At 32.4% G+C, this 12,192-nt stretch carries 12 protein-coding genes; 7 read left to right on the top strand and 5 right to left on the bottom strand.

The features are described from left to right. Positions 1-15: 15 nt before the first annotated feature. A complete protein-coding gene (locus B4G36_RS02625; RefSeq protein ID WP_291061766.1) occupies positions 16-1,404 on the bottom strand; it encodes a hypothetical protein in 1,389 nt (462 codons plus the stop codon). A gap of 294 nt (positions 1,405-1,698) precedes the next feature. Between B4G36_RS02625 and B4G36_RS02620 the strand changes: the two genes are divergently transcribed. After that, on the top strand, positions 1,699-1,947 hold the full coding sequence (locus B4G36_RS02620) for a type B 50S ribosomal protein L31 (protein ID WP_038335685.1): 249 nt from the start codon (positions 1,699-1,701) through the stop codon (positions 1,945-1,947). 133 nt (positions 1,948-2,080) lie between these two features. After that, on the top strand, positions 2,081-3,253 hold the full coding sequence (locus B4G36_RS02615; RefSeq protein WP_115001213.1) for a proline dehydrogenase family protein: 1,173 nt from the start codon (positions 2,081-2,083) through the stop codon (positions 3,251-3,253). A 51-nt stretch (positions 3,254-3,304) separates the two neighbouring features. Here B4G36_RS02615 and B4G36_RS02610 read toward each other — a convergent pair whose 3' ends face one another. From B4G36_RS02610 to B4G36_RS02595, 4 genes are all read right to left on the bottom strand, one after another. Further along, positions 3,305-3,610, bottom strand: coding sequence for a hypothetical protein (locus B4G36_RS02610; RefSeq protein ID WP_291061764.1), 306 nt, complete (start codon positions 3,608-3,610; stop codon positions 3,305-3,307). 60 nt (positions 3,611-3,670) lie between these two features. Then, positions 3,671-3,982 carry a hypothetical protein gene (locus B4G36_RS02605; RefSeq protein WP_291061762.1) on the bottom strand — a complete coding sequence of 104 codons (312 nt, stop codon included), beginning with the start codon at positions 3,980-3,982 and terminating at the stop codon, positions 3,671-3,673. Between the two features lie 82 nt (positions 3,983-4,064). Beyond that, positions 4,065-4,238 carry a hypothetical protein gene (locus B4G36_RS02600; RefSeq protein ID WP_291061760.1) on the bottom strand — a complete coding sequence of 58 codons (174 nt, stop codon included), beginning with the start codon at positions 4,236-4,238 and terminating at the stop codon, positions 4,065-4,067. Between the two features lie 43 nt (positions 4,239-4,281). After that, the gene (locus tag B4G36_RS02595; RefSeq protein WP_291061758.1) at positions 4,282-4,566 is read right to left on the bottom strand and encodes a hypothetical protein; all 285 of its coding nucleotides are present in this window, start codon (positions 4,564-4,566) and stop codon (positions 4,282-4,284) included. Positions 4,567-4,757: 191 nt separating this feature from the next. Here B4G36_RS02595 and priA point away from each other — a divergent pair, with 191 nt between their 5' ends. The 5 genes from priA (at position 4,758) to B4G36_RS02570 (ending at position 11,863) form a co-directional block, all read left to right on the top strand. Further along, complete coding sequence (gene priA / locus B4G36_RS02590) at positions 4,758-7,217, top strand: replication restart helicase PriA (protein ID WP_291061757.1); 2,460 nt, start codon at positions 4,758-4,760, stop codon at positions 7,215-7,217. A 255-nt stretch (positions 7,218-7,472) separates the two neighbouring features. After that, the gene (locus tag B4G36_RS02585) at positions 7,473-8,162 is read left to right on the top strand and encodes an ABC transporter ATP-binding protein (RefSeq protein ID WP_291061755.1); all 690 of its coding nucleotides are present in this window, start codon (positions 7,473-7,475) and stop codon (positions 8,160-8,162) included. 57 nt (positions 8,163-8,219) lie between these two features. After that, the gene (locus B4G36_RS02580) at positions 8,220-9,449 is read left to right on the top strand and encodes an ABC transporter permease (protein ID WP_291061753.1); all 1,230 of its coding nucleotides are present in this window, start codon (positions 8,220-8,222) and stop codon (positions 9,447-9,449) included. Beyond that, on the top strand, positions 9,449-10,705 hold the full coding sequence (locus tag B4G36_RS02575) for an ABC transporter permease (protein WP_038335695.1): 1,257 nt from the start codon (positions 9,449-9,451) through the stop codon (positions 10,703-10,705). Before B4G36_RS02580 ends, B4G36_RS02575 begins: the two co-directional genes overlap by 1 nt. Before the next feature lie 24 nt (positions 10,706-10,729). Next, positions 10,730-11,863: an efflux RND transporter periplasmic adaptor subunit gene (locus tag B4G36_RS02570; protein ID WP_291061751.1), complete on the top strand. Its 1,134-nt coding sequence runs from the start codon at positions 10,730-10,732 to the stop codon at positions 11,861-11,863. Positions 11,864-12,192 lie beyond the last annotated feature (329 nt).

Here is a 12,192-nt window from a genome sequence, read left to right as displayed (position 1 = left end):
CGACCTTATTTATTTTTATTGAAATGCTCCAATTGTAGGAGTTGTGCCTCGTGGTTGTCCATTATAATCTAATGGATATTGTTGCGCAAAAGATATTTTTCCTTTCCCTTTCGCAGGTGATTCATTTTTCACAGCTAATTTATTTGCAAAATAATTTGTATCCTCAAACATCGGATCTAACGTAATACTTGCCAAGAAATTTGGCGCAGTTTTCACATTTAATACTGAAGTATCCGCATTGTGAATAACATTGGTGTCAAATAAATAATTGAAAGCCGCACCATCTTTTTTATCCAATAAAATAGCATTTGGCGTGCGTTCATTATATATAATACAATTTCCGAACGTTGCTTTTGTCAAAGCCGAAACATTTTTATCATTGTTTTCGTTACTCAAGAAAAGCGAATAAGCTGGACCAGCACCTGTTGCAAAATTGTAATAATTGGCAAAAGTAGAATGATAAAATTCGTACGAACCACCATATTCTATTGCTAAAGTTGCCAAATTACTATTATTCATTACCAAGTTGTAACCTGCAATTGTAGCGTTTGTTGCTAAAATTCCATACGATTGATTATTAACAATTTTAGCATTACTAATATCTAATTTCGCATTATTTACGTGTAAACCAGTATCTGCACCAATAATTTTTGCATAATTGATTTTTGATGTACTATTTGGAGCTAATTCGATTTTGTTCCATTGATCAGGAATTGAATCGTATTTGTTATCATGACGCGCCGAACGAAATTTCACTTCTTCATTCAAAGCTCCATTCACCGTAAGTTTTGCATTATTTCCAATCGTTAAACTTGCTCCTTTTTTGAAATAAACTTTTGCACCTTTATCAATTGTTAAATCACTTGTAACAGTTAAATTTCCGTCAATTACTTGGGCTTCGTTTACATTCCAATTTGCAGAAGAAATTGTAGCATCTTTTGCATGAATTTTAGCTTTTTCTATCCAAGAAAGTAACTTGATTTTTTTAGAAGAATTGGTTGTTTCGAAATTAATTTCGTCATCGTAAAGTGGATTAAGAGGTGCTTCTTGAGCATTTACTTCAACAAAAATAAATAAACTATCCTTTTTGCGAATCGGCACATTTTCGAAACTTGTTCCTGCTTTTCCGTCTACATTTATATTGAAAAATGAATTATTTCCACGTGTCAAATATATTTTTGGAATCACGCGATCATCATTCTCAGGATTATAAATTTTAAGCAGATAGGTTTCAGATTTAGAGAAATTATATACGGTATCTACGGAAACGGTATCTTTGCTAAAGCGCAATTCAGAACTAATTGGATCATAGTCAAAATCATCGCGACAAGATTGAAAACCAATCAAAGAAGCAATACCAAGTCCGGCGATTAATGTTTTTACGTTCATAAAATTATGATTCATTATATAAGTTTAAACAGCAAATAATAGGTTTTATTGTAGATGGACAAAGATAAAAAATAGATTTTTATGAATAGATTCACCAAAAATATTTGTACGAATTACTAAAATGTTTATATTTGCACCACGAAAAATGTGTACAAGAAGTGCAGGTTTAATTTTAAGAAGCCCATTACACTCGAAATTAAATTTGCTTAATGTATTGTTTTAAATGTTTTTTCAATAAAATTGATTGTAACATTCTGTAAATAATATTATCTTTGCACTCCAATAAAGTTAACAAAGAAGATTAAAAAAATGAAAAAAGATATCCACCCAACAAATTACCGTTTGGTAGCATTCAAAGATATGTCTAACGAAGATGTGTTCATCACAAAATCTTGTGCTGATACTAAAGATACATTAGTTGTTGACGGAGTAGAGTACCCATTAATCAAAATGGAGATTTCTTCTACATCTCACCCATTTTACACAGGTAAAACTAAATTGGTTGATACTGCAGGACGTATCGACAAATTCAGAAGCAAATACGCTAAAAAAGGATAAGAATAGGCAACTATTTGCAATCTTTAAAATATATCAAAAACCTACAAGAATTTCTTGTAGGTTTTTTTTAGTTTAATCAGGTTTTAATTATAAATTTGTAACGTTATATTAACACAAAAAATAGTTAACTCACATGTCTTTATTCGACAATACACAGTTTGCTTTCGAATCGAAATCAGATAAAGATTTAAAGAAAGCGTATTACTTATACAAGTTAATCGGAAGCCCCGCATTGACAAGTTTTGGAACTAAGTTTTTTAATTTACCATTTGCGGTAGATATCCCATTCGTAAAACCTGTAATTCGTGAAACAATCTACAAACAATTTGTAGGAGGAGAAACGGCAGAACAAGGTGTGGTTGTCGCAAATGAATTATTTAAATATCACGTAAGTTCTATTTTAGATTATTCTATCGAAGGATTAACAGAAGAAAAACAATTTGACGAAGTTCGTGACGTTATGTTACACTTGGTTGATTTAGCAAAATCTAATCAATCAATTCCATTTGTAGTATTTAAACCAACTGCATTTGGTCGAATCGAATTATTTGAAAAAGTAGGGAAGAAACAAACGTTAACTGCAGAAGAAGAAAAATCTTGGGCTAATATTCGTCAACGTTTCGAGGCAGTATGTCAAAAAGGATATGATTTGGATGTTAATATCATGGTAGATGCAGAAGAAACTTGGATGCAAGGTTCTGCAGATGATTTGACTGACGAAATGATGGTGAAATATAACACAAAACGTGCATTAGTTTGGAATACGTTGCAAATGTATCGTCATGATCGTTTGGCTTATTTGAAAGAAATGCATGCAAAAGCAGAGCGCGAAGGATATTTCTTAGGATTCAAAATTGTGCGTGGAGCATATATGGAGAAAGAGCGTGCACGTGCGCAAGCCGAAGGTTATCCATCTCCAATTCAACCAAACAAAGAAGCTTCGGATAGAGATTATAATCTAGCGTTAGAATTTATTGCTTCTCATCACGAGCGTTTTGGTTTATTCGCAGGTTCGCACAACGAAGAAAGTTGCGAATTGTTAATCAAATTAATGAACGAAAACGGAATTGAGAAAAATAATCCAAATTTCTGGTTTGGACAATTATTTGGAATGAGTGATAATATTTCGTTCAACTTGGCGCATTTAGGATATAATATTGCAAAATATTTACCATATGGACCAATCAAAGAAGTAATGCCTTACTTGGTTCGTCGTGCACAAGAAAATACATCTGTTGCAGGACAAACAGGACGCGAATTGATGCTGATCGAAAAAGAATTAGAGCGTCGTAAAAAATCAAAATAATCGTTTTTTTATATAAAGCAAAAATCCACTCAATTTGAGTGGATTTTTTAATTAATTATTATTTTTCTTGATTTTAATCTTGCCTTTATGTTCATGATACATCATACAAGTTGCTTTATTTTCTAACTCTTTGCATGTTTTTTCAAAATCATAAATAACACTTACTGTTTCACCTTCTTTTTTGTCCCAAAGCATTTCATTATTACAAACCAAATAATCCTCTTTATTAACACGAATGTAAGTTCCTGTACAATCTCTTACAATTGTTCCTGTAAATAATCGATCGTGTTTAATGTTTGTACTGCAAGAAGATAGGGCTAAGGTAAGGAGAGTAGTTAATGAGAAAAGTAGTTTCATATTTTGATAAATTAATAATTATAAAGTTTTTATAGTGTAAATAAATAGAGTTTAACTATTTTAAAAACTTTTTTCATAAAAATTTAGAATAACCAACATTATCGAATCTTGTAAAGAAGTCACTTGATGAATAACTTTTGACGGAATAACATATTCGTCAAATTCTTTTAGATTGACAATCTCAATTTTCGAGTCAATTTCTATTTCACCTTTCAACATCAAAATTTTTGCATTTACAGGTAATTGATGATCGATTAATTTCAAACCTTTTTTCAGTCCAAAAGCAACAACACGCGTATCATCATTTCTGAAAATGATTTTTATAATTGGTTTTTCTGATTCCGAAATCTGATCTAAAATGGCATGTAACATAATGATAGTTTTTGAATTCTCTTAAAATTAGTATTAATTCTTCAAACTATCTGAAAATGAAATATTAATAATTTGTGAAATTTTATTTTTTAATTAATGATTGATAATAGATAATTGCAGTTGGATCAATTTCTATTTTCTTTTGAGATGATTTCGCTTGTAATAAGAAATGCAAGTGTAACTCATTTTTATTTGTTAATCCAATGTAGTATAGTTTTGGAAAAGTTTTCCATATTGCAGTTCCACTATTATTCACTTTTATACGAAGATTTGGGTTAGGATTATCTCTTCCGCTCGCATCATAATAATTGTATTATTAGAATATTTTCGTACAAAATTGTTTCAACAGGTTCATTTTTATTATTGTAAGTGAAAATCCCAAGTTCATTTACCATAATAGAAGTTGCATATTTCTTACGTAAAAAATAAAAAGGAATTCCAATCAAACAAATAGCAACACAAAATAATAAACATACAAACAAAACAATGATCCCTGAAGTTTCAAGACTGAAAGTAGAAAAAACAATGAGTATTAGGGAAATAACCAATGCTATAATGATTAACTGTGTTATAGTTTCATTCATTCTTGTTTTCGATTTATTTTCGACACTATATATGATAAAAGACTTAATGATTTAATTTTTAATTAAATTAAAGATTTTAATTAAGGATATAAAATTTCCAATTATAGCTAAATAAATGCAAAAATATTTTTTAAAACTTGCTTTCTATTTCTTTTAAAAATCTTACTAACTTGCTGGTTTAAAATTATAGAATGACAATTAATTATTTTGCCGAAATTATTTTACCACTTTCATTAAATGGAACATTTACGTATCATCTTTCTGAAATTGATTTACAGCAAATTAAAGTTGGTCAGCGTGTTTCCGTGCCTTTCGGAACGCAAAAATTATATACAGGAATTGTACATTCTATTCATCAAAATGCACCAGAATTATACAAAACAAAGGCGATTCATGCTTTTTTGGATGACGAACCTTTGGTAACACAAACGCAAATTAATTTTTGGGAGTGGATGGCGAATTATTATATGTGTTCGTTGGGTGATGTTTTTCGAAATGCTTTTCCTTCTGCGTTAAAATTAGAATCTCAAACTTTTGTTCGATTAATTAATCCAAATTACGAAACAATCGAAGAATTAAATGATTATGAATTCTTAGTTTTTGAAGCACTGAAATTAAGAGAAATCATTTCGGTTGAAGAAGCAGCTTTAATTGTGGACGAGAAATCAGCAATTCCAACACTTAAATTATTAATTGATAAAGGAATTATTCGGTTAGATGAAAAACTCAACGAAAAATATACACCAAAAATTGATAATTATGTCCGATTACATCCAGATTTAAAAGGAAATGAAACTGCCTTTATCGAGATTTTAAATCAATTAAATAAAGCACCAAAACAGCGCAAAACCTTGTTGCAATTGATTACGTTAGAAACGCAATCGCAAGAAAAACCGCTAAAAGTTGCAGATTTTATAAAACAAGGTGCGACAAATGCTGTACTTAAATCTTTAGCAGAAAAAGGAGCAGTTGAAATTTATCAACATCAAACTTCTCGTGTAGATGAAGATGAGAAAGAAGTTGCTGAAATTGCTGAATTGACCTTGAAACAAACTGAAGCTTTGAATCAAATTAAAGAAGATTTTAAGGATAAATCAACTGTTTTGTTACATGGCGTAACGTCAAGCGGAAAGACAGAAATTTATCTAAAATTGATGGAACAAGTAATTGCGAAAGGAAATAAAGTGTTGTACTTATTACCAGAAATTTCTGTGACTACGCAAATTGTTCATCGTATTAAAAAACATTTTGGAGAAAGAGTAGGAGTTTATCATTCGAAATTTAATCAAAATGAACGTGTCGAATTGTGGCAAAAAACATTGAATGGTGATTTCGATATTATCATTGGTCCACGAACAGCGTTGTATTTGCCTTTTGATAATTTGGGAATGATTATCGTCGACGAAGAGCACGAATCGTCTTACAAGCAGATGGATATAAAACCATTTTTTCATGCACGCGATATGGCGATGTTGCTTGGAGGAATGATGAACGGGAAAGTTTTGTTAGGTTCGGCGACGCCTTCGGCTGAAAGTTATTATAATGCAAAAAATAAAAAATATGGTTATGTTGAATTAACAGAACGTTTTGGAAACATAAAATTGCCCGAAATTAATTTGGTTGACCTAAAAAAAGCGCAAAAGGAAAAAGAAATTACAGAAGATATTTCGCATACACTTCGTGATGAAATTTTCAATCAATTGCATCAAAAAAAGCAAGTTATTTTATTTCAGAATCGTCGTGGATATGCACCGATTATGGAATGTAATACGTGTGGACATACGCCCGAATGTCCAAATTGTGATGTCAGTTTAACATATCATAAATTCTCGAATCAACTAAAATGTCATTATTGTGGTTATGCGCAAGCGAAACCTTTGCGTTGTCCAAGTTGTGGTTCGCACGAATTGAATACAAAAGGTTTGGGAACTGAGCAGATAGAACAGCAAGTTCAAACAATTTTTCCTGAAGCAAAAGTTCGAAGAATGGATGTCGATTCGATGCGCGGGAAATTTGCTTACGAAAAATTGATTGAAGATTTCGAGAACAAAGAAATTGATATTTTAATTGGAACACAAATGATTACAAAAGGTTTTGATTTTGGAAATGTTAATTTTGTTGGTGTTATTCGAGCAGATTCTTTGTTAAATTTTCCTGATTTTAGAGCGCACGAAAAAGCATTTCAATTGTTAACGCAAGTCTCTGGTCGTGCAGGTCGTAGACAAGAGCAAGGGAAAGTATTGATTCAATCTTTTCAGCCCGAACATCAGATTTTGCAAAATGTCACAACCTACAGTTATGCGCCAACGATGAAAGATATTTTGTATGAGCGCAAAGAATTTTTGTATCCGCCTTATTCGCGATTGATTAAGTTGCGTTTCAAGCATAAAAATAAAGAGCGTTTGGATAAAACAGCAGCTCAATTGGTCGTTTTGCTTAAACCAAGTTTTGATGCAAAATGTTTACTTGGTCCAGAAGCGCCTTCGATTGGACGAATCAATAATTTGTATATTACAGATGTGATGATTAAAATTCGACCAAATCAATCGCCTCAAAAAGTAAAAGATTTAATTCAATCAAAAATAGATCAACTGCATACAATTGCACCTTTTCGCTCGGTACGAATTGATGTAGATGTAGATCCAGTTTAAAATAAAACCCTCCCAAAAGTTAACTTTTGGGAGGGGTTTTTGTTAAGATTCTAAACTTCTTAAATATTGTTGTTACAAAGATCGTCGTCTGCCTTTCATAAATAAGAAAAGGTTTAACATCAACATTATTCCTAAATAAATGGCGAAACCACCAATTTTTGTACTTAATTTTACAATTAAATCTTAAACTTGCTTGTAACATTTTTCTTATAATTTCGACTTATCTGTTATCTTTATTGAAATTTACAACAATCTATGATATCTATTCGAGATTTAAATAAATCCTACATAATGGGAAAAAATAAACTTCACGTACTCAAAGGAATTAACCTTGAGATTGTGGAAGGTGAATTTGTTGCGATTATGGGATCTTCGGGTTCGGGGAAATCAACTTTATTGAATATCATTGGGATGTTGGACGAGCATGATACAGGTATTTATGAATTGGATGGTGTTAGAATCGAGAAGTTAAACGAAACTAAAGCCGCTAATTATAGAAACAAATTTTTAGGATTTATTTTTCAATCGTATAATTTAATTGGTTTCAAAAATGTCTTAGAAAATGTTGCCTTGCCGTTGTATTATCAAAAAGTAAAACGTTCGGATCGAAATAAAATTGCGCTTAGTTATCTGGAAAGAGTAGGGTTGGAGCCTTGGGCTACTCATATGCCAAACGAACTTTCGGGTGGACAAAAACAACGTGTCGCAATTGCACGAGCGTTGGCTGCAAAACCTAAATTGTTATTAGCGGATGAGCCCACAGGAGCATTGGATACCAAAACTTCACAAGAAGTAATGCACTTGATTCAAGAGATTAATGACGAAGGTAAAACAATTGTAATGGTGACGCACGAAGATGATATTGCAAATATGTGCAAACGTATTGTTCGTCTAAAAGATGGGGTAATTGTAAGTGACGAAAAAGTAGAACAAGTAAGAGTTTAATGATTTTCGAATCTCAAACTTCGTAAATCATAAATCAAAGAATCGTAAATATAAAATATGTTTGATACAGACCGTTGGAGCGAAATATGGTCGTCCATTGCAAGTAATAAATTGCGTACAGCATTGTCGGGTTTGACAATCGCTTTGGCGCTTTTTGTGTTTATTACATTGTATGGATTGGGAAATGGTTTGCAGAACGGGTTTCAACAAGAATTTTTCAAAGCAAATTCATTAAATATTACCGTTAACGGAGGTACAACAACAGAACCTTACAATGGTTTCAAACAAGGGCGTACAATTGAATTGGATGTAAAAGATTTTGAATTTATTAAACATTCTTTTCCAGATGAAATAAAATCGATTGTAAGTACAATTTCGAAAAGTGATACAATTAGAAATGAAGCTAATTCAGGAAGTTATTCAATTACTGGAGTTTATCCAGAATATGAATCAATGATTAATGAAAATGTAACGCTTGGTCGATTTATCAATAAAAAAGATATGGAGAATCAGTCCAAGTCAATTGTTATTGGACGATTGGTTTCACAAGATTTTTTTCCAAATCAGATTGCGATTGGGAAGTATTTGCAATTAGGTTCAAGTATGTATCAAGTGGTTGGTGTTTTCGAAAGTAAAGATGGTGGTGATAATGCTGAACGTGCTCTGTATGCGCCTTTTACAACGTTTAGAACGATTTATGCGACGGACAAAGTATCATCGATTATTGTAACACCCAAAGATGGAATGGCTTTGGCTGATATTTCGAAACTAGCAAATGCAATCGAATATAATATAAAAGGTCGACACAATGTTGCGCCTTCTGATTATGGTGGAGTTTGGGTACGAAATGCAGCGGATGCAATGGAAGATACTAATCAATTTTTCTTGATTCTGACAATTATTGTATTTGTAATTGGTGGAGGAAGTTTGATTGCAGGAATTGTAAGTATCGGAAATATTATGGTGTTTAGTGTAAAAGAGCGTACCAAAGAAATTGGTATTCGAAAAGCTTTAGGCGCAACACCAGCCAATGTTTTGGGACTGATTTTACAAGAAGCAATTATGATTACAATTATTTTCGGAGCAATAGGAATTGCTTTAGCGGCACTTGTTGTAGAAAATATTGGAGATAGCTTAGAAGAATATTTTATTTATAATCCAGGTGTAGAAACTAATTCGTTGGTAATGGCTTGTATTATTTTATTTGTTGCAGGAACAGTTTCTGGATTAATTCCAGCTTTGAATGCAGCACGTATTAAACCTATTGATGCTTTAAGAGACGAATAATGAACTTTATAAAATTTGTTTTTGATCCAGATGCTTGGAGCGAAGTCTACGCGGCGATTCGCAAAAATAAATTGCGCACTATTTTAACAATGATTGGTGTTGCATGGGGAATGTTCTTATTTGTATTATTGTTAGGAGTAACACGCGGTTTGCAAAATGGTTTTGACCGTAATTTGGCAAATGCCGCAACGAATTCATTATTTGTTTGGGGAGGAACAACATCGATGCCATATCAAGGATTTCAAAAAGGTCGCACAATTGAATTGAAAATGAGTGATGTTCGTCAAATTCAGGCTCGTTTTCCTCAAATTTCGTTGTTAGCTCCTCGAAATTCGAAACCAAATTCAATATTAACTTACGGAACAAAATATAATTTTTACACGGTTAATGGAGATTATCCAGATCAAAACCGAATGTTTGGGAAAGATATTATTCAAGGTCGTTTTATCAATGAAGATGATATCAAAACTGAATCGAAAGTTTGTGTAATTGGAATTGAAGTTGCCGAACAATTTTTTGGTGATAAACCAAAACCTTTGGGGAAAGAAATCAGAATTAGCGATAGTTATTATACAATTGTCGGCGTTTACGACACACCTTCTTCGCCTGTAGAGAGTAAAGATCAAGTGTTTATTCCGTTTACAACATTTCAAAAGATATATAATCAAGGGGAAACGATTCAATATTTGAGTTTGAGTCTGCCTAATAATTATGATATTGTTGCATTCGAAAAAGAATTAAAAACATATCTGAAACAGATTAAAAATATTTCTCCAGATGACGACCAAGGAATTGGAGGTTTTAATTTAGGTGAAATGCTTGGGAAGATTATGAAATTCGTAAAAGGGATGCAGTTCCTAGCGATTGTTGTAGGAGGGATGACATTGTTTTCCGGGGTTATTGCGATTGCAAGTATATTATTGATTACAGTTTCAGAACGTACAAAAGAATTTGGAATTCGAAGAGCATTAGGTGCAATTCCTGCTCAAATTCGAGGACAAATTTTGTTAGAATCAGTAGTTTTAACATTAATTGCAGGTTTAGGCGGAATTATTTTTGCAGCACTTTTACTAATGGTTCTCAACGAAATTATCATTCCATCAAATAAAAACATACCTTTATATAATGCGTCAATCGATTTGTTTACACTTTTTACAGCTTTAGCAGTGATGGTGATTATGGCAACTTTAGCGGGATTGATTCCTGCTCAACGAGCAATTCAAATCAAACCTATTGATGCTTTGAGAGATGAATAACTAAAACTTAACAGATATAAAAGAATGAAAAAAATTCTAAAGATTTTGATGATTGTCGTTTTTATCGGTGCTGTAATCGGTGTGATTGTGTATTTCGGTAAAAAGAATAGCCAAGACAATGAAGTTTATGAAACGACAACGCCTTTTATGGGAAATATCGAGGTGAAAGCTGTTGCAACTGGTGAAGTAAAACCGTTGGAAACAATTGAAATTAAGCCAAATATTTCGGGTGTTATAAAATCGATTAATGTTGCAGAAGGACAATATGTAGAGCGTGGTCAGTTGATTTGTGAACTGAAAGTTGTTCCAAATGTTCAGTCGTTAAATGCAGCTCGTCAGTCTATTCAAGCGGCTCAAATTACGGTCGATCAAGAACGTCGTAATTTCAATCGAACATCAACTTTATATAATCAAGGTGTTTTGCCTCGTGCAGATTATGACAATGCAAATGCGACATATAAGTCAGCTCAACAACAATTAAAAGCTGCCGAAAACGATTACAAAGTTGCGCAAACGGGTATTGCTCCTGGTTTGGAAGCTTATGCAACAACACGTATTACAGCAACTACTTCGGGAATGATTTTAGATATTCCTGTTGAGGTTGGGAATATGGTGCAAGAGATTAATAATTTCTCTACAGGTACTACTATTGCTACGATGGCTGATGTTAAGAAAATGATTTTCCAAGGAAAAGTTGACGAAGCTGAGGTTGGTAAATTAAAAGAAGGAATGAAAATTAATGTATCGATTGGTGCAATTCCGAACAAAACTTTTACAGCGATTCTGGATTTTATTTCGCCTCAAGGAGTTGCAACGAATGGAGTAGTTCAGTTCGAGATTAAAGCACCAGTTCAATTAGATTCAGATAACTTTATTCGTGCGGGATATTCTGCAAATGCTGAGGTTGTAACGCAGGAAGCAAAAAATGTATTGTTGGTAAAATCAGCGCATGTTCGTTACGACGAAAACCAAAAACCATATGTTGAGATTCTTACTTCTGGTAAAGGACAAGATGCAAAATACGAAAAGAAATACATCACTCTTGGAATTACAGACGGAGTGAATGTTCAAGTAAAATCTGGCTTGAAAAAAACAGATAAAATCAAAATTTGGAATACCGATTTGGAAAAAGATAAAAACGGTAATGGTCCACATTAACAGAAATAAAAAAGGAGAACTACATGTTCTCCTTTTTTTAGTTCTGTCACTCCTATTTTATAAAAAAGCTTCTTTAAATTATGATGTCATCAGCATCGTATTCATTATATTATTAACTATACTGAATAAATTATTCTCGCTTCGCGACAATTCATCCGAAGTTGTTCCTTTAAAAGTATATCTTTTGCTTTTCTTTTTTGGGAGAAAAGTAAAATGTCGAATTATTTCTAGCGGTAAAAACGGGTTTTCTCGTCAAAAACCTCGTATCTCACTTCTCACATCTAAAATTCTCAAAAAATATTTCCCATCGTACCAGCAACTTAAGGGAA

Source organism: Empedobacter sp. UBA3239, from assembly GCF_002362875.1.
Taxonomy (GTDB): domain Bacteria; phylum Bacteroidota; class Bacteroidia; order Flavobacteriales; family Weeksellaceae; genus Empedobacter; species Empedobacter falsenii_B.
The sequence above is the reverse complement of the archived record's forward strand: the minus strand, read 5'-3'. Positions and strand labels throughout refer to the sequence as shown.

Excerpts from the sequence above, each read along its gene's own strand:
- B4G36_RS02625 (WP_291061766.1), bottom strand. The coding sequence starts at position 1,404 with ATGAATCATAATTTTATGAACGTAAAAACATTAATCGCCGGACTTGGT.
- B4G36_RS02595 (WP_291061758.1), bottom strand. The coding sequence starts at position 4,566 with ATGAATGAAACTATAACACAGTTAATCATTATAGCATTGGTTATTTCC.
- B4G36_RS02585 (WP_291061755.1), top strand. The coding sequence starts at position 7,473 with ATGATATCTATTCGAGATTTAAATAAATCCTACATAATGGGAAAAAAT.
- priA (WP_291061757.1), top strand. The coding sequence starts at position 4,758 with ATGACAATTAATTATTTTGCCGAAATTATTTTACCACTTTCATTAAAT.
- B4G36_RS02605 (WP_291061762.1), bottom strand. The coding sequence starts at position 3,982 with ATGTTACATGCCATTTTAGATCAGATTTCGGAATCAGAAAAACCAATT.
- B4G36_RS02575 (WP_038335695.1), top strand. The coding sequence starts at position 9,449 with ATGAACTTTATAAAATTTGTTTTTGATCCAGATGCTTGGAGCGAAGTC.
- B4G36_RS02570 (WP_291061751.1), top strand. The coding sequence starts at position 10,730 with ATGAAAAAAATTCTAAAGATTTTGATGATTGTCGTTTTTATCGGTGCT.
- B4G36_RS02620 (WP_038335685.1), top strand. The coding sequence starts at position 1,699 with ATGAAAAAAGATATCCACCCAACAAATTACCGTTTGGTAGCATTCAAA.
- B4G36_RS02580 (WP_291061753.1), top strand. The coding sequence starts at position 8,220 with ATGTTTGATACAGACCGTTGGAGCGAAATATGGTCGTCCATTGCAAGT.
- B4G36_RS02610 (WP_291061764.1), bottom strand. The coding sequence starts at position 3,610 with ATGAAACTACTTTTCTCATTAACTACTCTCCTTACCTTAGCCCTATCT.
- B4G36_RS02615 (WP_115001213.1), top strand. The coding sequence starts at position 2,081 with ATGTCTTTATTCGACAATACACAGTTTGCTTTCGAATCGAAATCAGAT.